Genomic DNA, 22896 nt, shown 5'->3' on the forward strand with positions numbered 1-22896 from the left:
ACAGATAGTCATCGGCAGGCGTTTTTCCGGTGGATAAAGTCTCATTCGCCAGGTGAAACCTTTCCGCTGATGGATTGTAGAGTCCGGCACGCGGCGGGAAGTGCCATTTATCAAGCAATATCAAAACTTTTTGATATTGACCTTGCGATGCACCGCCCCCCTCACTAGACTGCCGCCTTATGAACTTACACGTGCCTTCCATTCGCCACGACGATTGCGATGAGCTGGCGGCCCTTTGCAAGGCCGGCGGCGATCCGTTGCGGCTCAATGTATTGCGCGCCCTGGCGAACGACTCGTTCGGCGTGCTGGAACTGGCGCAGATCTTCGGCATCGGCCAGTCCGGCATGAGCCACCACCTCAAGGTCCTGGCCCAGGCCGACCTGGTGGCCACCCGCCGCGAAGGCAACGCCATTTTCTATCGCCGCGCCCTGCCCCACACCGATCTTCTGGGCGGCAAGCTGCACGCCGCGCTGCTGGACGAAGTGGATGCGCTGCAGTTGCCGACGGACGTGCAGGCACGCATCGCCCAGGTCCACAAGCAACGGGCCGCCGCCAGCCAGGACTTCTTCGCCCGTGTGGCCGAAAAATTCCGCGCCCAGCAAGACTTGATCGCCGGTCTGCCGCAATACCGCGAAAGCGTGGTGGCGCTGCTGGACAAGCTCGGCTTCGAGCCCACGGCCAGCGCGATCGAAGTCGGCCCTGGCGACGGCGCGTTCCTGCCGGAACTGGCGCGGCGCTTTAACCAGGTCACGGCGCTGGACAACAGCCCGGCCATGCTCGAACTGGCGCGCCAGGTGTGCGAGCGGGAAAACCTGGCTAACGTCAGCCTGCAACTGGCCGATGCCCTGGATGGCATCAACCAGCAGGCCGACTGCGTGGTATTGAACATGGTGCTCCACCACTTCGCCGCACCGGCCGATGCCCTCAAGCACCTGGCCAGCCTGGTGCAAACGGGCGGCAGCCTGCTGGTAACCGAGTTATGCAGCCACAACCAGAGCTGGGCCAGGGAGGCCTGCGGAGATCTCTGGCTGGGGTTTGAACAGGATGACCTGGCCCGTTGGGCCTCCGCTGCGGGCCTTGTGCCCGGGGAAAGCCTCTATGTGGGCTTACGCAATGGTTTCCAGATCCAGGTTCGCCACTTCCAGCGACCGACTGGCGACACTCACCAACGGTAACTTGTAGGAAAACATCGAGATGAGCGAATACTCCCTTTTCACCTCCGAGTCCGTGTCTGAAGGGCATCCGGACAAAATCGCCGACCAGATTTCCGATGCCGTGCTGGACGCCATCATCGCGGAAGACAAATTCGCCCGCGTGGCGTGCGAGACGCTGGTGAAAACGGGCGTGGCGATCATCGCCGGCGAAGTCACCACCTCGGCCTGGGTCGACCTGGAACAGATCGTTCGCGATGTGATCCTGGGCATTGGCTACAACAGCTCCGACGTGGGCTTTGACGGCGCCACCTGCGGCGTGATGAACATCATCGGCAAGCAGTCGGTGGACATCGCCCAGGGCGTTGACCGCAGCAAGCCGGAAGACCAGGGGGCAGGCGACCAGGGCCTGATGTTCGGTTACGCCAGCAACGAGACCGACGTGCTGATGCCGGCACCGATCACCTTCTCGCACCAACTGGTGCAGCGCCAGGCCGAAGCCCGCAAGTCCGGCCTGCTGCCGTGGCTGCGCCCGGATGCCAAGTCCCAGGTCACCTGCCGTTACGAAAACGGCAAGGTCGTGGGCATCGACGCGGTCGTGCTGTCGACCCAGCACAATCCGGAAGTGTCCTATAAAGACCTGCGCGAAGGCGTGATGGAGCTGATCGTCAAGCACGTGCTGCCTGCCGAATTGCTGACCAAGGACACCCAGTTCCACATCAACCCGACCGGCAACTTCATCATCGGCGGCCCGGTGGGCGACTGCGGCCTGACCGGTCGCAAGATCATCGTCGACAGCTACGGCGGCATGGCCCGTCACGGCGGCGGCGCGTTCTCCGGCAAGGATCCATCGAAGGTCGACCGTTCGGCCGCCTACGCCGGTCGCTACGTGGCCAAGAACATCGTCGCCGCCGGCCTGGCCGAGCGCTGCGAGATCCAGGTCTCCTACGCTATCGGTGTCGCCCAGCCGACTTCGATTTCGCTGAATACGTTCGGTACCGGCAAGATCGGCGACGACAAGATCATCAAGCTGGTGCGTGAAGTGTTCGACCTGCGTCCTTACGCCATCACCACCATGCTCGACCTGCTGCACCCGATGTACCAGGAAACCGCCGCCTACGGTCACTTCGGCCGCACGCCGCAGACCCGTACCGTCGGTGACGATACCTTCACCACCTTCACCTGGGAAAAAACCGACCGCGCCGATGCCCTGCGCGCCGCTGCCGGCCTGTAATACCCGCGTGACATGAAAAAGCCCCTGGCGACCCGGTTGCCAGGGGCTTTTTCATGCCCGGCGTCTTGTATGCCGCCAGGGCAATCAGGCGGGTAAAACCCGGTAACGCTCTCGATCGCCCAGTGTGCGCGACAGTGACTAGCCTTCAAGTCACTCAACGAGCAAGGATGCCTCGATGCCACTGTCCGCATTTGTATTCATCGGTCTTCTATTTACCACCCTACCCGTCACTGCGGTGCCCTGCCCAACCTGGCCCAAGGAACGCGCCCAGGCCGAGGTGGCCGCCGTGCAACAACAGATCGACAGTTGGGACGACAGCTATCACCGCGAGGGGCGCGCAGAGGTCGCCGATGAACTGTACGACCAGGCCCGCGAGCAACTGGAGCAATGGCGCAACTGCCTGGGCCTGGAGAAGCCCGCGAGCCCATTGCGCACGGCCGGTGGAAAGGTCGCGCACCCGGTGGCCCACACCGGCTTGGACAAACTCAAGGATGCCGACGCCGTGCAAGCCTGGCTGAAGGATCGAGAAGACGTCTGGGCCCAGCCGAAAGTCGATGGCGTAGCCGTTACGCTGATCTACCGCAAGGGCCGGCTGCACCAGGCGATCAGCCGCGGCGATGGCGTACAGGGACACGACTGGACTGCGAACGCGCGAAAGATCGGCGCCATCCCCCAGCATTTGCAGCAACGTTCGGACGTGCGGGTTCAGGGCGAGTTGTATTGGCGCCTGGATGCCCACGTCCAGGCACAAAGCGGCAGCCTCAACGCCCGCGGGACGGTGGCGGGACTGATGGCGCGCCAGCATTTGACGGCGCAGGAGGCGGCGGGGATCGGTCTGTTTGCCTGGGACTGGCCAGAAGGGCCCGACACCCTGACCGAACGGATGACGGCCTTGGGCAAGCTGGGTTTTGCCGACACCCTCACATACAACCAGCCTGTCCACACCCTGACCGACGCCGAGCATTGGCGCGATCACTGGTATCGCACGCCACTGCCGTTTGCCAGCGATGGGATCGTCCTGCGCCAGAGCCGCCGCCCACCCGCCGACCGCTGGCAGGCCCGAGCACCGTTCTGGAGCGTGGCCTGGAAGTACCCTCACGCCCAGGCGCTGGCCGAAGTGCGCAAAGTGCGCTTCAAGATCGGGCGCACCGGGCGGATCACACCGCTGCTGGAACTTGAACCGACCCTGCTCGACGACCGGCTCATCCGCCGGGTGAGTGTCAGCTCCCTCAAGCGCTGGGAAGCATTGGACATCCGGCCCGGCGACCGAGTCGCCATCAGCCTGGCCGGGTTGACGATCCCGCGTCTCGACGGCGTCGTGCTGCGCGGCGCCATGCGTGACGCCATCGACGTACCGGTGGCAACCGATTATCACCCGTTGAGCTGCTGGCAACCGACGCCCGGCTGCGAAAGCCAATTCCTCGCACGCCTGAACTGGCTCAGCGGCAAGCAGGGGCTCGCCCTGCCCCACGTCGGCCCCGGCACCTGGGAAAAACTCCTGGCGGCCGGTCGACTCGACGGATTGCTGGATTGGATGACCCTCGATGCCGCCGAGCTTGCTAACATGACCGGCTTCGGCGAACGCAGCAGCACCCGCCTGCTCGCCAGTCTGCATGGCGCCCGGCAGCGGCCTTTTCGGCAATGGCTCAAGGCCCTCGGCCTACCGCCCGTTGGCGAGGCACGGCTGGAAGGCCCCTGGCAGGCGCTGGCCGAGCGCAGCACCGAACAATGGCAAGCCGAAACGGGTATTGGACCGGGGCGCGCCGCGCAATTGAGCGCGTTTTTTGGCGACCCTCAAGTGCAAGCCTTGAGTGACGTGTTACGCGCCGCCGGAGTCGACGGGTTCTGATCCGCACCCGTGTGGTTGAACCCAAGGGGCCCCTGGGGGCTCCAACTGCGCATCTGAACCGACCGCTCGCGATTTAATTACGGAGTTGCTATGAATTTCCTGTCCCCCGCTGCCCTGCTGGTCCTGTGCAGCGCCATGGCCACGCCGCTGATGGCGGACGAGCAAGCCCCGGAGCTCACCGGCTGCGCGGCCAAGCGCCAGGGCATCATCAACCAGATCGAACTGGCCAAGTCCCGTGGCAACCAGGATCAGCAAGCCGGCCTGGAAACGGCGCTGAGCGAGGTCACCACCCATTGCACCGACGCGTCCTTGCGCAAGGAACGTGAAAACAAGGTGCTCGAGGCCAAGCACGAAGTCAGCCGACGCCAGGCCGACCTGGAAAAAGCCATGAAGAAAGGCGACGCCGAGCGGATCAACAAACGCAAGGACAAGCTGGCGACCTCCCGCAAGGAGTTGCAGGAAGCCGTGGATGAGCTGGACAAATAAGCGGCAAGTTTCAAGCTAAAGGCGTCAAGTTATGGCGAACCGCTAGCCTTTTACTTGCCGCTTGTGGCTGGCCACTCGAAGCTGCTCTATTTCAATGATCGCGAAATTCCTTATGGCAGGCACTGCACGCATCTTCGACCTTTTGCACCGCCGGCCCAAGGTTGCTGGCCTTGTAGGGCTGGACCTGGCTGACCGTCACCAATTCGCCGGTCGCCGCCTCAAGGTTGCGGGCCAGTTCCTGGAAACGTGCCTGTTTCTGCCAGACCTCATCCCGGGCGCTGGTGTGGTCTTGCTCGCGCACTGGCGGGAAGTGCTTCCACGGTTCATGGGACAGTCGATCGAGCTGCACCGCGCCCTCGGCGAAACGCGTGCCGTCGAACGGGACCCGGCCACGCAGCATGCCGCCCAGCTCTTCGTTGGTCTTGAGCATCTGTTTGAAAATCGCCTTGCGCTGGCCCAAGGGAGAGTTGGGATCGACGCCGCCACAAGCGGACAACAGCAGGCAGGCCAGCATGACCATGGAAAATCGTTTTACAAACATCTTGGCCTCGGGACAGGAAACGGCGGTTAGTATCCTCGTGTCATCGGTAAAGACCAATGGCCCCATCAACAATACGGGTTGTTCGCACGCCTGACAGCGTTTGAATGACTGCAAGGGAAATCTTCATGAACAGTCGCTCCAAGACCTGGCACCTGGGCCTGGCGTTGACCTTGCCGCTACTCGCTGTGCTGGCCGGCTGCAACCGCGGCGAAAAAACCGAAGCGCCCCAGACCCACGCCCTCGCCACGTATTCCAGCGCGCCATGGGAAGCGCTGCCGCCCGTGTCCGACCAGGATCTGTTGGCCGGTTTCGCCTCCTGGCGCAGCGCCTGTACCCGGCTCAAGGCCGATGCGAATTGGGGCCCGACCTGCGCGGCGGCGGCTACGGTGCCGCAGACCGCCACGGCTGTGCGCAACTTCCTCAAGCAAAACCTGGACGTCTATGGCCTGCGCTCGGGCGACAACAGCCCCAACGGCCTGATCACCGGCTATTACGAGCCGGTCTACCCCGGCAGCCTCACCCAGACCGCCAGCGCGAACATCCCGGTGTATGGCGTGCCCGACGACATGATCATCGTGGCCCTGGACAGCATCTACCCCGAACTCAAGGGCAAGCGCCTGCGCGGCCGTCTCGAAGGTCGCGTGCTCAAGCCCTACGACGACGCCGCCACCATCGAGACCCAGGGCGTGAAGGCGCCGGTGATCGCCTGGCTGACAGACCCGATGAACCTGCAATTCCTGCAAATCCAGGGTTCGGGGCGGATTCGCCTCGATGACGGCCGCCAGTTGCGCATCGGCTATGCCGACCAGAACGGCCACCCTTACCGGCCCATCGGCCGCTGGCTGGTGGAACAGGGCGAGCTGAAGAAAGAAGACGTGACCATGGGTACCATCGCCGCCTGGGCCAAGGCCAACCCGAAGCGGATCCCCGAGTTGCTGGGCAGCAACCCCAGCTACGTGTTTTTCAACCGCAACCCCGACAGCAACGAAGGCCCGCGAGGCTCGCTGAACGTGCCGCTGACCGCCGGCTACAGCGTGGCGGTGGACCGCAAGGTGATTCCGTTGGGCAGCCTGTTGTGGCTGTCCACGACGCGCCCCGACGGCAGTGCCTTGAACCGCCCCGTCGCCGCCCAGGACACCGGTGGCGCAATCACCGGAGAAGTACGTGCGGACCTGTTCTGGGGCACCGGGGACGCCGCCGGGCAGTTGGCCGGGGACATGAAGCAGCAGGGCCAGATCTGGATGCTCTGGCCCAAAGGAATGCCATTGCCGCAAGTGCCACAGGTGGCGAATGCGGTCAGCGCCAATCCCTGAGGGTTTTGGCGCCAGCAGTCCCCTCTTGGCGAGCAAGCCAGCATCAGGCCCCAGCAGCCAGGCTCAAACCGAAACGAAGAAGAAACTCAACACCAATCCCACGCCCACGAACCACACCAGCGAACGCAGGATCGCCCAGTCGGCCAGGTAGCAAATGATGTAGAGCAGGCGGCTGGTGATGAACAGCACCGCCAACACATTGATCGTCACCAGCTCGGCATTGCCGGCCAGGTGCGCGACGATCACGGCGGCAGCGAACGCCGGGGCGATTTCGAAGCTGTTGAGCTGTGCGGCATAGGCGCGCCGCGGCCAGCCGTCGAGCGATTCGAGAAAATCCCGAGGGTCGTGGTTGTCCTGCAACCGATACCTGCCGCCTATCTTGGCAAGACCGATACACAGGTAAGGCAGGATGATCGCAATCAAAATACACCACAGGGCCACCGTCATGACGCAGTTCCTTTTTTTAAGTGTTATGGACAATCGAGCATCAGGGCGCCGGTCAGAACATCACCACCGACGTGCCAATCCGCACCGGCCCGCAGGCTAGGCTCTGTCTGAAAAGCCTTGATACTCGTTCATGCTGCGTTGAAAACCGGCTCGGAATGCTCATTTACTCCAGTAAAGTCGAGCGCGACCCCGACCGCTCCTCGCCGGTTTTCGCCTTGCCTGACATTCGTCTCAAGACTTTTCAAACAGAGCCTAAGAGCCGCGGCCGGGCAAAAGGTTCTTTCAGGCCATGCACGCCGTTGCGGGCATGGCATCCCCCCTGTCCGGTTTCACGCCCGCAAGGGCACGAATTGATTCGCGATCCCGGGACAGCTGTTTATACTGCACGCAACCACGCCGCACTCAGTTGCGCATGCACCTATTCCCAATAATTGTGCCGATATCCGCGCCCTTCGAGCCGGACGTCGGCCTGCGTATGCCTGAACCGCGTCAAGACTATAGACAGAGACCCTGCGCATGCCACTCGCCTTGCTTGCTTTGGCCGTCGCCGCTTTCGGCATCGGCACGACTGAATTCGTCATCATGGGGCTGCTGCCCGACGTCGCCCGAGACCTGGCAGTGAGCATTCCCCAGGCCGGGTTGCTGATCACCGGCTACGCCCTGGGCGTGGTGTTCGGTGCGCCGATCCTGGCCATCGGCACCGCCAACATGCCGCGCAAAGCCACATTGCTGGGCATGACGTTGATGTTCATTCTTGGCAACGTGCTCTGCGCCCTGGCGCCGAACTACGCCACGCTGATGGCCGCCAGGGTCATCACGGCGCTGTGCCACGGGGCGTTCTTTGGCATCGGCTCGGTGGTGGCTGCCGGGCTCGTCGCTCCGAACAAGCGGGCCCAGGCGATTGCCATGATGTTCACCGGCCTGACCCTGGCCAACGTGCTGGGCGTGCCGCTGGGCACGGCCCTGGGTCAATACGCCGGCTGGCGCTCGACGTTCTGGGCGGTGGCGGTCATCGGCGTAATCGCCGCCATCGCCCAATGGGTCTGGCTGCCCAAGGCAATCCCCATGGACAAAGCCAACCTGGCCAGCGAGTTCAAGGTGCTGGGCAAGGTCAACGTGTTGTTGGCCCTGGGCATGAGCGTGCTGGCCTCCACCAGCCTGTTCAGCGTGTTTACCTACATCGCGCCGATCCTGCAGGACATCACCGGCGTCAGCCCCCACGGCATCACGGTCATGCTGCTGTTGTTCGGCGTCGGCCTGACGGCGGGCAGTTTCCTGGGTGGTCGCCTGGCCGACCGCCGCCTATTGCCAGCGCTGGTGGCGATGACCCTGGCCGTGGTGCTGGTCCTGGCCGCGTTCAGCCAGACCAGTCATTCGGTGATCCCGGCGGCGATCACCCTGGTGCTCTGGGGCATCTTCGCCTTTGCCCTGTGCCCGATCCTGCAATTGCTGATCATCGACCAGGCCCACGAGGCACCCAACCTCGGCTCGACCCTGAACCAGAGTGCTTTCAACCTCGGTAACGCGGCGGGGGCGTGGATGGGCGGGCTGGTCGTCGCCAGTGGCGCCGACCTCGCGGATTTGCCGTGGGCCGGGGCGCTCATCGGCGGGCTGACGACGTTGACGGCGTTGTTCTTCATTCATCGTCAGCGGCGCTTGGCGGCAGTCACTGCCTGAGACGACAGAAACCTGTCCTGCCAGCGAATGAATAGGCAATGCATGCTGTAAGACATTGCCAGCCCGCTTGCAGGCTATTTTACATACCGGCCAAGAACCTCATTCCAGAGCGTTTTCGGAGCAAGAGGATGACGGCCCGTCGCGGATGGCAGATGTTTTTCCAGTTGAGTCACGCCACCGGCAGGCCTCCCAATTCTGTTTACAGTTCCGCCCTTTCCCTTCAGGCCAAAGGAACGAACCAGAATGCCATTAATCACTGGGCTCAAACTTTCCTCCTCTATTCATCCAAAGGACTCATCCAACGGCTCATCACCGCAAACGGCCCTGAAAAATGTGGACTGGAGCGGTTTCAGCCAGGGCATCAAGGAACCGGCCAACCCCGGGCGAGCTTGCGTGCTGGTAGGCGACGTGACAGACCGTCGGATATCGATCGTTTTTTATGAGGACGGCAGCGTCAAAATCAGCATGGACCGTCCTCCCATTGACGATGTAAGCATGAGCGGTGGGGGTGCCAAAGGGGTGGCTAACTCCGGACTCGTCAGGACACTTACCGAAAATAATGTCATGGATCTTGTCCGAAGGTTTTCTGGGTCCTCCGCAGGCGCCATATCAGCCGCCTTACTCGCCAGCGGTATGAGTCACGCGGACTTCGACAGGATCTCCGACTACGTTTCCCTCGTCTCGTTACTCAACAGCACCCAACCTGACCTTGCCGCCGAACAGGATGAATGGTCGAGAATGGGCAAGAACATGAACGCCATCCCACTGGTTCAACTGCTTTGCGATCTGCTGCCACGCCTGGGTTCCAAGGGGATGCCGCTGGAGGAACTGATCAGGAAAGAAAGCTATAAGTCACTCTTGCAGCATTGCGCCCAAGGGCCGCTTTCCGAACAGGTGCAAAAAGCCGTCGATAATGTGAAGGACAATCAATACGTCACCTTTGCCGACCTGGCGACATTGAGCAAAGAAATCCCGCAAATCAAATCCTTGGAAATCACCGGTACCGCCATGTTCGATAGCGGCGCACAACTGGTGGTCTTCAGTGCGGATCTGACGCCCGACATGGACATTGCCGTGGCCGCGCATATCTCCGCAGCGCTGCCGGTGGTCTTCAGCAAACCAACTTTACAAGGACAGCCCTTTCAACCGACAGACGCAACCACGGCATTCGCCGATGGCGGCATTCTGAACAACACACCGATACCAGCCCTGTACAACCCGATGCCCCAAATGAGCCCGATCCCGGAGGGGGAGTCTTTGATCCTGGTGTTCGAGACGGAAGAATCGAATCAGAAGAAGCCACGAGGAACGGGAGTATCAGCCCTGGTCGACAAATTCCTAAAGGCTCCACATACGGCGCTCTCTGCATTGAATGCCGAACGAATGAAGCCGTTTGCCGACCAGACCATCGTCGTTCCGCTGAAAATCGATGAAGGCGACTACCGTGGTTTGCTAAACGGAACGGTTAACTTCAGCATGTCCACGGAAATCAAGAATCATCTTCAGGAAGAACTGCGCAAGGCTGTCCAATCCCATCTGGACAAACGCAATGCCACCCAGCAGACCTTCTGGTTTGCTTCGTTCGAGGCAGCCCTGCTGGCGCTGGGCGACAAAGAGCTCGACCAACTGGGCGCAGAATTGAAAGGCAACGAAGCCTATGACGAAGTGACTGCCTTCAGGCAGCAGGCCCAACAAACGCTGACAAGCCTCAAGAGCGCGATAAAGAAGGCCAACATGACATCCCCTCGGCTTGAACCCACTCCACAGATACGCGAGGCCATCGGGACTCTGGATCAGTTGGCGGACAACGCCGGGAAACTGGAGTGGCTGGCAAAACGCATTAACCACCGCAACGACCCGGACTTCATGCAATTGCTGCAAGCGGCCGCTCGTTGGGACAGCGGTGCGACGACCGGCGTCTCAGAGGTGACCCGTCAAGCCATCGAGGAAATGGATCGACGCGACCTTGCTACTCGTGTCGATAATGTCGTGCGAGACGTACTACAGATCTCCCGGTTTCTCGGCGGCCAGCACGACTCGAACCTCAAGCTGCTAGAAGGGGCCATCCGCGACTTGAGGGACGTGCAAACCCCAGAAGCTTTCAACAATGCACTCGAGCGGGTCATTGCCAACTACACATCACGCTATACGGGACTGAAACCCTTCAGTTCAAAAACGGTTGAGCAATTGCGTAACTGGCGGATCAAACCACCTATTCGGGATCTCCAGGCCTTGCAGACGACGTCTTATCTTTCGGAGGTCCCTCTTCGCTTCGAATCTGCGCGTGGCTGAGCAAGGCAAAGATAAAGCTGCCACCGACAATGTTGCCCGCCAGCGTCGGCCCGGCAAACACCATCCAGAAATCTTCCCAGGGCAGCTCGCCGGCAAACACCAGGTACGACACCTCGGCCGAGCCGACGACAATGTGGGTGAAGTCGCCGAGCGCCATCAGGTAGGTGATGAGGATGATGGTCCACATCTTGGCGCTTTCCATGGAGGGGATCATCCAGACCATGGTGGCGATCATCCAGCCGGAAATGATGCCCTTGGCGAACATCTGGCCGGTGTCGTTTTCCATGACCTTGCGGCCGATCTCCAGGAAGGCGAGGTCGGTGCGCGCGTCGAAGATCGGCAGGTGCAGCATCACGTAGGCTACCAGCAGGGTGCCGCACAGGTTGCCCACCAGCACCACGCCCCAGAGCCGCAGCAATCGTCCGAAATTGACCAGGGTGGGTTTGCTCATGACCGGCAACACGGCGGTCAGGGTGTTTTCGGTGAACAATTGCTGGCGGGCAAGGATCACCGCGAGAAAGCCGGCGCAGTAGCCGAAACTGGCGATCACCTTGAAGCCTTCGTGGTCCGGCAGCCGGGAGTTGAGCAAGCCCATCGCCATCAGCGACAGACCCATGGTCAGCCCGGCCGCCAGGGCCGACCACCAGAGCGCGGCAATGCTGCGCTCCAGTTCCTGGTCGCCCTGGGTGCGGATGATTTCGTGCAGCACCGCTGCCCGTGGCGGCTGGTTGCGGTCGACTTCCTGCTGTTCCTGAGCCGAAAGGTCAGGGGTCTTGCCGTCTTTATGAGTGTCCATACAGCTCCTGAACCGGTGGCGTGATGTAGCTACGACAGGCGGCGCTCGGAGCTGTTCAGTCACCTGGGCCTGAAACCGCTATCGCGAGCAAGCTCGCTCCCACAGGGAGTTTGGTGCCCGATTTCACCGCAGCCCCTTGTGGGAGCGAGCTTGCTCGCGATAGCAGCACCGCCGATCTCACTCGACGACAGCATCCTGGAACTGATCCTTGACGTACTTGATCTCGGTACGGCCATGGGGCGCCGGCAGGCCATCCTCGCCAAGATTGACGAAGACCATCTTCTCCACGGTCAGGATGCTCTTGCGGGTGATTTTGTTGCGCACCTCGCATGTCAGGGTGATGGAGGTACGGCCAAACTCGGTGGCGGTGATCCCCAGCTCGATGATGTCGCCCTGGCGCGAGGCGCTGACAAAGTTGATCTCCGAGATGTACTTGGTGACCACGCGCTGGTTGCCGAGCTGGACGATGGCATAGATGGCCGCCTCTTCGTCGATCCAGCGCAGCAGGCTGCCGCCGAACAGGGTGCCGTTGGGGTTGAGGTCTTCGGGCTTGACCCACTTGCGGGTGTGGAAATTCATGTTCACTCCTGAGTGTCTGGCCGATGAATGGCTGCATCATGGCAGACCGGCCGGTCAGGCTCTACGTCGCGGGTCCTATAACGACCATCGGCAATTTTGATTTGCCGACAGAAACCCTTTGGAAGATCGGCCGAGCCCGTTATAATCGCCACCGCTTCAACCGGTCCTCGCTTTGGACCGTTCCCGCCACCTGTCCGAGGGGCGCTGCAGCAGGCTCGACCTGTCAGGCTCGGATGGGGCGTTGTTCACACGGGGCAACCTGCATGGACACTAAACGCACAACGGCGCCCATTCGCATACATTACGAATGGAGGCTCTTCATGAGCGCTGTTATCACGCCTGCAGATTTTAACGACTACAAAGTTGCCGACATGTCCCTGGCCGCCTGGGGCCGTCGCGAAATCATCATCGCCGAATCCGAAATGCCAGCCCTGATGGGCCTTCGCCGCAAATACGCCGGCGAGCAACCGCTCAAGGGCGCGAAGATCCTCGGCTGCATCCACATGACCATCCAGACCGCCGTGCTGATCGAAACCCTGGTTGCACTGGGTGCCGAAGTGCGCTGGTCGTCCTGCAACATCTTCTCGACCCAGGACCAGGCCGCCGCCGCCATCGCCGCCGCCGGTATCCCGGTGTTCGCCTGGAAAGGCGAGACCGAGCAAGAGTACGAGTGGTGCCTGGAGCAGACCATCCTCAAGGATGGCCAGCCATGGGACACCAACATGATCCTCGACGACGGCGGCGACCTGACCGAGCTGCTGCACAAGAAATACCCGGCCGTGCTCGAACACGTCCACGGCGTGACCGAAGAGACCACCACCGGCGTGCACCGCCTGCTGGACATGCTGGCCAAGGGCGAACTGAAAATCCCGGCCATCAACGTCAATGACTCGGTGACCAAGAGCAAGAACGACAACAAGTACGGCTGCCGTCACAGCCTCAACGACGCCATCAAGCGCGGCACCGACCACCTGTTGTCGGGCAAGCAGGCGCTGGTGATCGGCTACGGCGACGTGGGCAAGGGCTCGGCCCAGTCCCTGCGCCAGGAAGGCATGATCGTCAAGGTCTCGGAAGTCGACCCGATCTGCGCCATGCAGGCTTGCATGGACGGTTTCGAGCTGGTTTCGCCGTTCATCGACGGGATCAACGACGGCACCGAAGCAAGCGTCGACAAGGCACTGCTGGGCAAGATCGATCTGATCGTGACCACCACCGGTAACGTCAATGTCTGCGACGCGAACATGCTCAAGGCCCTGAAGAAGCGCGCCGTGGTGTGCAACATCGGTCACTTCGACAATGAAATCGACACCGCCTTCATGCGCAAGCACTGGGCTTGGGAAGAAGTGAAGCCGCAGGTCCACAAGGTTCACCGCACCGGCACCGGCAGCTTCGACCCACAGAACGACGACTACCTGATCCTGTTGGCCGAAGGCCGCCTGGTCAACCTGGGCAACGCCACTGGCCACCCGAGCCGGATCATGGACGGTTCGTTCGCCAACCAGGTCCTGGCCCAGATCTTCCTGTTCGGCCAGAAATACGCCGACCTGTCGCCTGCCCAGAAAGCCGAACGCCTGACCGTGGAAGTATTGCCGAAGAAACTCGACGAAGAAGTGGCGCTGGAAATGGTCCGCGGCTTCGGCGGCGTGGTCACCAAGCTGACCAAGCAACAGGCTGACTACATCGGCGTCACCGTCGAAGGCCCGTTCAAGCCGCACGCCTACCGGTATTAAGCAGCTGCGAGCTTCAAGCTTCAAGCTTCAAGCGGCAAGCAGAGCGGTTTGTCTACTTGTGACTGGAAGCTTGGATCTACTTCTTCATCGCTATTACGCAGCCGCGAGCTGCAAGCCTGAAGCACAGGAATCGGCGCAACGCCCTCTTGTAGCTCGCAGCTTGCAGCTTGCAGCTGGGAGCTCCGACCATGTCCCAAGACCGTCGCTACAGCTTCGAATTCTTCCCGACGAAGACCGATGCTGGGCATGAAAAACTGATCGCCACTGCCCGCCAGTTGGCGAGCCACAAACCCGACTTCTTCTCCTGCACCTACGGCGCCGGCGGTTCGACCCGTGACCGCACGATGAACACCGTGTTGCAGCTCGAAAGCGAAGTGAAAGTCCCGGCAGCGCCCCACCTGTCCTGCGTGGGCGACAGCAAGGACGACCTGCGCGGCCTGCTGACCCAGTACAAGGCGGCGGGCATCAAGCGCATCGTTGCCCTGCGCGGTGACCTGCCCTCGGGCATGGGCATGGCCAGTGGTGAACTGCGCCACGCCAACGAACTGGTGAGCTTCATTCGTGAAGAGACCGGTGATCACTTCCACATCGAAATCGCCGCTTATCCGGAAATGCACCCGCAGGCGCGCAATTTCGAAGACGATCTGCGCAACTTCGTCCGCAAGGCCCACGCCGGGGCGAACAGCGCCATCACCCAGTACTTCTTCAACGCCGACAGCTACTTCTACTTTGTCGAACGCGTGCGGCAGCTGGGAGTCGACATTCCAGTGGTGCCGGGGATCATGCCGATCACCAACTACAGCAAGCTGGCGCGTTTCTCCGATGCGTGCGGCGCCGAGATCCCACGCTGGATCCGCAAGCAGCTGGAAGCCTATGGTGACGACACCTCCAGCATCCAAAGCTTCGGCGAGGACGTCATCACGCAAATGTGTGAACGTTTGTTGCAGGGCGGTGCACCGGGGCTGCATTTCTATACCCTTAACCAGGCCGAGCCAAGCCTGGCGGTATGGAACAACCTCAAACTGCCACGTTAATGGCTTAACGTGCCGGTATGAAAAAGGCCTTGGCACCCTCCAAGGCTTTTTTTTCACCCAAGACACCTGAAGGATTGCAGTAGATGCTCAACGGTCAAAGGTTAAAGACCCCACAACTGATCTACCTAGTCTATGGGGCCAAGACCTATCACCAGGAAGCCTTGTTCAGCATCGCCAGCGCGTTGGCGGGCCTGCGCAAAACCCCCGGCGAAGCCCTGGATATCCAGGTATTCACCGACGATCCGGCACCGTACGAAGGCCTGCCGGTGCGCTTGCGCCTGCTGGACGACGAGACCCGCAAGGCCTGGGTCGAGCCCCACGGCTATCATTTCCGCGCCAAGCATGTGGTGATGCAGAAGGTGCTTGAAGAAGCCGAACTGGCCCTGCTGATCGACACCGACACCTTCTTCCATTGCTCACCGCTCGAATTGTTCCGCCGTATCCAACCCGGCACCTTGCTATGCAATGCCGTCAACCTGAGTTATGGCGCCAACAAGGATTCGTTGCTGTACGTGACGCTGGCGGACATCCTGCGTGAGCGCCGGCTGGCGGACGACAGCATGCCCCAGTTGAATTCGGGGGTCATCGGCCTCTACCACACGGAAGCGTCGGTGCTGGACCGCTCGATTGCACTGATGGATGAGCTCTTTCCCCTGGCACAAGGGGCCTACACCCTGGAAGAGTTCTGCCTGGCGGTGGCGGCCTACCGCTCGGTGCAACTGCGCGAATGCCCGGACCTGATCCATCACTATTGGAGCCGCAAGCAGCTGTTCCGCGCCAAGACCAAGGCCTGGCTCGACAAGCACCATGCCGCGCCCACCTGCCAGCAGGCGCTGGACGAAACGGCGCAGGTCACCACCGTTCTGCCCCGCCCTCCGGCGTTCCAACGCCTGGCCTACAAGTTCGTCACCCTGGCGCTGCCCGCCCATAAACGGCAATTCATGCGCGAGATCCTCTACGGCTGCTACCGCCATACCAACCAGTTCGATCAGGCTTGCGCCCCGGTCTGGTGGGAAAAAGCCCTGGAAAACGTCGAAGGTCGCCTTAAAAAACCACTGGAAGACCACGAACTCAAGCGCTGGCTCAATCATCCGCTGATTCGCCTGGTGCTGGGCGAGCGCCGCGAAGTCATCTATGCGCACCTGATGCAGACAAAAGGCGACTGAGGCCCAGGCCAGAGCACTCTAGCTATTTGATGAGCTCTCGTCGTAACCTCAGGGCATGCCCGTCATTGCCCAGCTACTGACAGCCTTAATTCTCATGTGCCTGAGCATTGCCGCTCGGGCAGAGAAGTTGCGCATTGTCACTGAGCCCTGGGCGCCGTACGTGTACGAAGAAAACGGCAAGCGCCTGGGCCTGGACTACGAAACCACGGCCATTGTGTTCAAGCGCCTGGGGATCGACGTGGAATGGCAGTTCCTGCCCTGGAAGCGTTGCCTGGCGATGCTGGAGCAAGGCTTGGCGGATGGCGCGCTGGACATTTTCCACAGCGACGAGCGCGATGCCACGCTGCTGTACCCCAGCGAGCCGCTGTCGGACGTGGAGTTCGTGATGTTCTACGCCAATGCCCGCCCCCATCCCTTTCGTACACTCGACGACCTCAAGGGCCTGACCGTCGGCACGTCACCCGGCTATCTCTACAGCCAGGCCTTCAGCGAATCGAACCTGTTCAAGCGCGAAACCGCACCCACCCACGAAGCCAACTTCGGCAAGTTGCAACTGGGCCGGATCGACCTGCTCATCACCGATCGCCGGGTCGGCCGCCATGTGCTCGAGCAGATGCAGCTCGGCGACCAGATCACCGAGAACCCGACGGTCGTCAGCCGTCAGAGCCAATACCTGGCGGTGCGACGCAACGCCGGCATGGACCTGCTGGTGCAACGTTTCGGCGCCGAACTCAAGCGTTTCAAGCGCGAACCGGCCTATGCCGAACTGAGCGCCCGGTACGGCGCAGGCCCGATGGCCCAGGTCATGCCGTCGGCTGCGGCCAACGCCGAAATACACCGTTGAGCAGCAGGAAAGCAGCGCACGGCGTTTGCTCTGTTATACTCCGGCCTTCCCGCCAGGCTCACGCCCGGACGCCCGGTCTTGCAAAAGGTCTCCCGACACCGCTACAGCGCAGCTTTCAGCCCGCGCGAGCCGTATCCGGACCCACCTTTAAGACCCGGCAGGACCGGACGGGATGACATTTATTGACCGTCATTCGCGCCAGGCAAGACTATCCCATTGGGCCAGGCCCTCACTAAAACAGGATTACTCATGTCCTTTGCTTCCCTCGGTCTCTCCGAGGCTTTAGTCGGCGCCATCGAAGCCGCCGGCTACACCGAGCCTACCCCGGTGCAACAGCGGGCCATTCCCGCCGTGTTGCAAGGTCGCGACCTGATGGTCGCGGCGCAGACAGGCACTGGTAAAACCGGCGGTTTCGCCCTCCCGATCCTGGAGCGGTTGTTTCCCAACGGTCACCCAGACAAATCCCAGCGTCATGGCCCGCGCCAACCGCGCGTACTGGTCCTGACCCCGACCCGCGAACTGGCGGCCCAGGTCCACGAGAGCTTCAAGATCTATGCCCGTGACCTGAAGTTCGTCAGCGCCTGCATCTTCGGCGGCGTGGGCATGAACCCGCAGGTCCAGGCCATGTCCCGCGGTGTCGACGTGCTGGTGGCCTGCCCCGGACGCCTGCTGGACCTCGCCGGCCAAGGCAGCGTCGATTTGTCCCACGTGGAAATCCTCGTGCTGGACGAAGCCGACCGGATGCTCGACATGGGCTTCGTCCATGACGTAAAGAAGGTCCTCGCCCGCCTGCCCGCCAAGCGCCAGAACCTGCTGTTTTCGGCGACGTTCTCCAAGGACATCACCGACCTGGCCGGCAAGCTGCTGCACAACCCGGAACGCATCGAAGTCACGCCGCCCAACACCACGGTCGAGCGCATCGAGCAGCGAGTGTTCCGCCTGGCAGCCAGCCACAAGCGCGCCCTGCTGGCGCACCTGATCACCGCCGGCGCCTGGGAACAGGTCCTGGTGTTCACGCGCACCAAGCACGGCGCCAACCGCCTGGCCGAATACCTGGACAAGCATGGCCTGCCGGCCGTGGCGATCCATGGCAACAAGAGCCAGAACGCCCGCACCAAGGCCCTGGCCGACTTCAAGGCCGGTGAAGTGCGCATCCTGGTCGCCACCGACATCGCCGCCCGCGGCCTGGACATCGACCAGTTGCCCCACGTGGTCAACTTCGAACTGCCGAACGTCGATGAAGACTACGTGCACCGTATCGGCCGTACCGGCCGGGCCGGTCGTTCGGGCGAGGCGATCTCCCTGGTTGCGCCGGACGAAGAAAAGCTGCTCAAAAGCATCGAGCGCATGACCAAGCAGAAAATCGCCGACGGCGACCTGATGGGTTTCGACGCCAGCACCATCGAGGCCGAGAAGCCTGAAGTGCGTGAACGTCCGGACGTGCGCAACCCGCGCAATGCCCGTGGCCCACGGGGCGACGGTCCGAATGGCGGTGGCGGTGGTGGTGGCGGTCGCAAGGACAAAGGCAAGGACAAGGGCAAGGAAAAATCCGCCAGCAACGGCCGTGGCGAACGCCCGGCCCGTGAGCAGAAGCCCCGTGAAGGCAGCCCAGCCCGCGAGCAGCAGCGTCCGGCCCCACGCGCCGCAGCCGATCGCGCCCCGGACGAGTTCCTGGACGACGATATCGACAACTTCGGTAACCGCGTCGACTACGTACCGCAGCAAAAGCCCGCCCAAGGCCGCGGCCGTCGCCCGGGTGCTCCGGCACAAGGCGCAGCACGCAGCGGCCAGTCGCAGGGTCGCCAGAACGGTCCGCGCAACAGCAATGGCTCGTCCACCGGCACCCCGCCAGCCAAGCGCAACGGCCCACGCAACGGTGCACCCCGTGACGGCCAGGCACGCCGCGAAGACTCCCGCCCTCGCCGCCCGGCCCGTGACGACCAGTCTCGCCAGGAACCGGCCGTACAGAACCCACGTGGCAACCAGCCGAAGATCATGCACAAGGAGTCGAAGATCGATCGTTTCCCGACGCCTGAGCAGCTGGATCAACTGCCAAGCCGTCCACGAGGCGAGAAACCGGCCTTGCTGACCCGCAATCGCTGAGTTTTTCCGTGCCGTAGAAAATGCCCCTTGGTCTCACGATCAAGGGGCATTTTTGTTGAAGCCTCACACACATTCCTGTGGGGCACATCCTAATGTGGGAGCGGGTTTGCTCCGGGCGGCGATCCGACGAATGCGCACTGTCATTCAACATCTGTGTCTACTGGCCCACCGCTTTCGCGAGCAAGCCCGCTCCCACAGAGGTCAGGGGTCGTTTGCAGCATATTCATACGGCCATAAAAAAACGCCCCCGACCGCAAGGCCGGGGGCGTTTTCTTGTCAGGCGCGAAGATTACTTCGCTTTGACACCTTCAAACGAAACGTACAGCTCGACCACATCGGACGATGGGCCCAGGTCTTTCTGTTTGCCGAAGTCCGAGCGCTTGATGCTGGTGGTGCCTTCGAAGCCGGCACGGTAGCCGCCCCATGGGTCCTTGCCTTCACCCAGGAAAGTGGCCTTGACCACGACTGGCTTGGTCACGCCTAGCAGGGTCAGGTCGCCGGTGACGTCGGCCGTTTCCTTGCCATCAGCGTTCTTGCCGGTGGACTTGACGCTGGTGGAGACGAACTTGGCGTCGGCGAATTTGCCCGCGTTCAGGAAGTCGGCACTGGCGATGTGCTTGTCGCGCTCGGCGTGGTTGGTGAACACGCTGGCGGTGCGGACGTTGAACTCGATCTTGCTGTCTTCAGGCTTGGCGGCGTCGAAGTTGAACTTGCCGTCGATGTCCTTGAAGGTACCGGTGATGTAGCTGTAGCCCAGGTGGCTGATCTTGAAGTCGACGAAGGCGTGCTGACCTTCCTTGTCGACTACGTAGTCGGCAGCCATGGCCTGGCCGGCCAGCAGGGTGGAACCGATTGCCAGGGCGGCGAGCGTCTTTTTCAACATGCTTTCTATTCCTTTGGAGTCGAGGTTGAACATCAGGCTTGGCGCCCCAGCATGCGCTTGAGGGTCGCGTCACGGTCGATAAAGTGGTGTTTCAATGCTGCCAACGCATGGAGGCCGGAGAAAATGACCAGCGCCCATGCCAGGTACAGGTGAATCAGGCCGGCGACGTCTGCCTGGTCAGGCAGTCCAGACACCAACGCGGGTACTTCGAACAGGCCAAACACCGGGATCCCGACACCATCTGCGGTGGAAATCAGGTAACCGGCAATCATCACGGCGAACAACCCGAGATACAGGGCACTGTGGCCGAGCTTGGCGCCAACGCGGGTCAGGCGACCATAGCTGGGCAAGGTCGGTGGCGGCGGGCTGACAAAACGCCAGAGCACCCGCAGCAGCATCACCGCCAGCAGCACCAGGCCAATGCTCTTGTGCAGGTCCGGCGCGTCTTTGCGCCAGGTGCTGTAGTAATCCAGGCCGACCATCCACAAGCCAAGCGCGAACAAACCGTACACCACCAGCGCAACGCCCCAGTGCAAAACGATACTGACCCAGCCATAGCGAGAAGAAGAGTTGCGTAGCTGCATTGCTCATATCCTGTAAAAACTGCGACCAAGACTAGCGAGTTATCTATCGATTTAAAGCGGAAAATTTCGCTTTGAAATATCGAGAAATACGATCATCAGTGTGGGTGGAGCGGGTTAAGGAAAGATTAAAGCTAATACGCTGTGTGGTATTGGGTAATCCCCAGGCAAAAAAAAGCGCGGCTGATACGCCGCGCTTTTTTGGTTCACCCCGAGTCGTTACTGAGCCTTGGTCTCAGCCGGTGTGGCCGTGGCCGGCTTGGCCGCCGGTTTTTTTGCCGGTGCGGATTTCTTCTCCGGCGCTTTTTTCGCCGGCGTTTTCGCCGCAGGCTTCTTGGCAGCCGGCTTGGCGGCGGCCTTCTTCGCCGGTTCAACCTTGGCCGGGACCGCAGGTTTCGGCGCTTCCACCGGAGCCGGGGCCGGCGCCGGCGCGGGAGCAGGCGCCGGGGCGGGTGGCGCTACCGGTTCCGGTGCCTTGACCGGCTCTGGCTTCTTCTCGTCGTCCGAACCACCGAACAGGTTGGTGAAGAAGTTGCCCTTCTTCGCCGCCACGGCGCCCGCGGCTGCGGCTGCGACCGGAGCTACCTTGGCCGGCTCGAACGACTTGCCCGCTGCCAGGTCTTCCACCTGGCTGGCCGCCCGTTGACCGCTGCGCAGCGCACCTTCGAGGGTGCCTGGGTACAAGGTGTCGGTGTGCTCGCCGGCAAAGGCTACGCGTTGCAACGGTTTTTCCCACAGACGCCAGTACTTGCTGATCTGGCCCGGGCCAAAGGCCAGGTAGGCGCCGCCCATGGACGGGTCGGTGCTGTAGCGACGGATTTCATAGCCGGTGAACGCGCCACGGGCCTGTGGGTAGAACGCGTGCAGGCGAATGAGCACCTGGTCGACCATCTGCTTGTCGCCGAAGGCCTGCATCACCCGGGCGTTGTCGCCAGACAGGTTGATGACCACGTTGGCGCCGCCCTTCAAGGCCGGCTCGATCCACATCATGCCCAGGCCGGTGTTGCTGTAGATCTCGCCGGACATGCGCGCCTTGCTGTCCCACACCGGGGTCTTGAACTTGAGCATGATCTGGTCGCGCCAACCGTAGTTGGTGCCTTTGATCGCGCCCTGGTGCTGGGCGTCGAGGGCCGGGGTCAGCTGGATCTTGTTCAGCGCCCGCAGGGGCACGGCCAACACCACGTAGTCGGCCTGGTAGCCGACGCTGCCGACCTTGACGGTCACGCCGTCCTTGTCCTGGGAAATCGCCGATACCGGCGAGTTGGTCTTGATGGTCTTCAGTTGCTTGACGAACGCCTGGGCCAGGACCGGGCTGCCACCGAGCAGGCGCGAAGCCCGCAGGTCGCGGTCGGACACACCCCGGTAAACGCGGTTCTGCTGTGCGAAATACAGCAGCGACAGGCGCGAAGGTTCGTCATAACGGGTACGGATTTCCTGGTTCACCAGTTGCCGCGCGGTGGCGGGCAGTTGCAGGCGGTCGAGCCAATTGGACACGGTGATCTGGTCCAGGGCGTGCAACGTGCTGGTGGCGGCCGGGTTCTGCGGGTCCTCGATGGAGCGCGCCAGGTCGTCCAGGGTGGTTTCGTAGCGCTTCAGGGCTTCGGCGGTGGCCGGCTGCTTGGTCGCCAGGTCCGCGGCCGTGAAGTAGGTGCCGTCGATCAGGTAGCTGGGGGTGCGCACGAACTCCGGGGCCGGCGTGGTGCTCAGCTTGAAAGTCGAGACGTATTTGTTCAGCACCGGCTGGGTCTTGTCATTGCCGATCCATTCACTGGTGGCCATGCCCGAACGGCCGCCCAGGTCCTGCTTGGCCTCCAGCAGCGTCACGGCCCAACCCTTGTTCTGCAGCTCATAGGCCGCCGTCAGCCCCGCCAGGCCGCCACCGACGACGATGGCCGTCGGTTGTTTGTCCTTGGCCAGCGCCGAAACGCTGAACAGCCCTATCATCACCAGCGCACAGGCGCGCAGCCAACCAGCAGACATTCAGCGAACTCCGGATTAAAACGTAGGAAATTTCAGTTGTTCGAGCCAGACGGCTCTCGGTCTTGCGAGCCAGTCGGCTCAGGGAACGGCGAAGAATACGTCAGCCATCAAAACGCCGCCAGCGACGTCTATCGCCTCGGCCAAAGTAGCGGGAATGACACAATGGGTTGTCCGCGCGGCCACCATTGCATAGGCTTGCGCGATTGTTTT

The 22896-nt window shown here is 61.9% G+C and carries 18 protein-coding genes, 1 pseudogene and 1 riboswitch; of the genes and pseudogenes, 12 read left to right on the forward strand and 7 right to left on the reverse strand.

Annotated elements, in window-relative coordinates; genetic code table 11:
• The first annotated feature begins 179 nt into the window (after window positions 1-179).
• The 4 genes from V3H56_RS25415 (at window position 180) to V3H56_RS25430 (ending at window position 4720) form a co-directional block, all read left to right on the forward strand.
• Complete coding sequence (locus V3H56_RS25415) at window positions 180-1175, forward strand: metalloregulator ArsR/SmtB family transcription factor (protein WP_047735882.1); 996 nt, start codon at window positions 180-182, stop codon at window positions 1173-1175.
• A 19-nt stretch (window positions 1176-1194) separates the two neighbouring features.
• Complete coding sequence (gene metK / locus V3H56_RS25420; protein ID WP_053147260.1) at window positions 1195-2385, forward strand: methionine adenosyltransferase; 1191 nt, start codon at window positions 1195-1197, stop codon at window positions 2383-2385.
• A 175-nt stretch (window positions 2386-2560) separates the two neighbouring features.
• Window positions 2561-4234, forward strand: a complete 1674-nt coding sequence (gene ligB / locus V3H56_RS25425; protein ID WP_338473990.1) for an NAD-dependent DNA ligase LigB — start codon at window positions 2561-2563, stop codon at window positions 4232-4234.
• A 90-nt stretch (window positions 4235-4324) separates the two neighbouring features.
• Window positions 4325-4720 (forward strand): DUF1090 domain-containing protein, encoded by a 396-nt coding sequence (locus tag V3H56_RS25430; RefSeq protein ID WP_042729541.1) that lies wholly within the window; start codon window positions 4325-4327, stop codon window positions 4718-4720.
• Window positions 4721-4811: 91 nt separating this feature from the next.
• Here the strand turns inward: V3H56_RS25430 and V3H56_RS25435 are convergent, their stop codons facing one another.
• On the reverse strand, window positions 4812-5261 hold the full coding sequence (locus V3H56_RS25435; protein WP_338473991.1) for a cytochrome c: 450 nt from the start codon (window positions 5259-5261) through the stop codon (window positions 4812-4814).
• Between the two features lie 125 nt (window positions 5262-5386).
• Here V3H56_RS25435 and V3H56_RS25440 point away from each other — a divergent pair, with 125 nt between their 5' ends.
• Complete coding sequence (locus tag V3H56_RS25440) at window positions 5387-6574, forward strand: MltA domain-containing protein (protein WP_338473992.1); 1188 nt, start codon at window positions 5387-5389, stop codon at window positions 6572-6574.
• A gap of 63 nt (window positions 6575-6637) precedes the next feature.
• On the opposite strand, the gene V3H56_RS25445 is transcribed toward V3H56_RS25440, so the two are convergent.
• On the reverse strand, window positions 6638-7021 hold the full coding sequence (locus V3H56_RS25445; RefSeq protein ID WP_042729538.1) for an MAPEG family protein: 384 nt from the start codon (window positions 7019-7021) through the stop codon (window positions 6638-6640).
• A gap of 516 nt (window positions 7022-7537) precedes the next feature.
• Between V3H56_RS25445 and V3H56_RS25450 the strand changes: the two genes are divergently transcribed.
• Window positions 7538-8698, forward strand: coding sequence for an MFS transporter (locus V3H56_RS25450; RefSeq protein ID WP_338473993.1), 1161 nt, complete (start codon window positions 7538-7540; stop codon window positions 8696-8698).
• A 243-nt stretch (window positions 8699-8941) separates the two neighbouring features.
• Entirely contained in the window at window positions 8942-10990 is a 2049-nt protein-coding gene (locus tag V3H56_RS25455) for a patatin-like phospholipase family protein (RefSeq protein WP_338473994.1), read from the forward strand.
• Here the strand turns inward: V3H56_RS25455 and V3H56_RS25460 are convergent.
• Window positions 10911-11786, reverse strand: a complete 876-nt coding sequence (locus V3H56_RS25460; protein WP_338473995.1) for a formate/nitrite transporter family protein — start codon at window positions 11784-11786, stop codon at window positions 10911-10913. The two genes, V3H56_RS25455 and V3H56_RS25460, sit on opposite strands and share 80 nt — an antisense overlap.
• Before the next feature lie 177 nt (window positions 11787-11963).
• Entirely contained in the window at window positions 11964-12365 is a 402-nt protein-coding gene (locus tag V3H56_RS25465; protein WP_042729535.1) for a hotdog domain-containing protein, read from the reverse strand.
• A gap of 190 nt (window positions 12366-12555) precedes the next feature.
• Window positions 12556-12662, forward strand: a riboswitch (S-adenosyl-L-homocysteine riboswitch).
• Between the two features lie 23 nt (window positions 12663-12685).
• On the opposite strand from V3H56_RS25465, the gene ahcY reads away from it, so the two are divergent.
• From ahcY to V3H56_RS25490, 5 genes and pseudogenes are all read left to right on the forward strand, one after another.
• The gene (ahcY, locus tag V3H56_RS25470) at window positions 12686-14095 is read left to right on the forward strand and encodes an adenosylhomocysteinase (protein WP_042729534.1); all 1410 of its coding nucleotides are present in this window, start codon (window positions 12686-12688) and stop codon (window positions 14093-14095) included.
• Between the two features lie 188 nt (window positions 14096-14283).
• On the forward strand, window positions 14284-15129 hold the full coding sequence (gene metF / locus V3H56_RS25475; protein ID WP_042729533.1) for a methylenetetrahydrofolate reductase [NAD(P)H]: 846 nt from the start codon (window positions 14284-14286) through the stop codon (window positions 15127-15129).
• A gap of 83 nt (window positions 15130-15212) precedes the next feature.
• Window positions 15213-16295: a hypothetical protein gene (locus V3H56_RS25480; protein ID WP_338473996.1), complete on the forward strand. Its 1083-nt coding sequence runs from the start codon at window positions 15213-15215 to the stop codon at window positions 16293-16295.
• A gap of 55 nt (window positions 16296-16350) precedes the next feature.
• Window positions 16351-17161 (forward strand): annotated as a pseudogene (locus tag V3H56_RS25485) (transporter substrate-binding domain-containing protein); the annotation flags it as partial.
• Between the two features lie 227 nt (window positions 17162-17388).
• Window positions 17389-19242, forward strand: coding sequence for a DEAD/DEAH box helicase (locus tag V3H56_RS25490; protein ID WP_042729530.1), 1854 nt, complete (start codon window positions 17389-17391; stop codon window positions 19240-19242).
• Window positions 19243-19531: 289 nt separating this feature from the next.
• Here V3H56_RS25490 and V3H56_RS25495 read toward each other — a convergent pair whose 3' ends face one another.
• The 3 genes from V3H56_RS25495 to V3H56_RS25505 form a co-directional block, all read right to left on the reverse strand.
• Window positions 19532-20125 (reverse strand): YceI family protein, encoded by a 594-nt coding sequence (locus V3H56_RS25495; RefSeq protein WP_042729529.1) that lies wholly within the window; start codon window positions 20123-20125, stop codon window positions 19532-19534.
• A gap of 32 nt (window positions 20126-20157) precedes the next feature.
• A complete protein-coding gene (locus V3H56_RS25500) occupies window positions 20158-20709 on the reverse strand; it encodes a cytochrome b (RefSeq protein WP_042729528.1) in 552 nt (183 codons plus the stop codon).
• 216 nt (window positions 20710-20925) lie between these two features.
• Window positions 20926-22686 (reverse strand): flavin monoamine oxidase family protein, encoded by a 1761-nt coding sequence (locus V3H56_RS25505; RefSeq protein WP_338473997.1) that lies wholly within the window; start codon window positions 22684-22686, stop codon window positions 20926-20928.
• Window positions 22687-22896 lie beyond the last annotated feature (210 nt).

It is taken from the genome of Pseudomonas sp. MS646 (assembly GCF_036693845.1).
Taxonomy (GTDB): Bacteria; Pseudomonadota; Gammaproteobacteria; order Pseudomonadales; family Pseudomonadaceae; genus Aquipseudomonas; species Aquipseudomonas chlororaphis_E.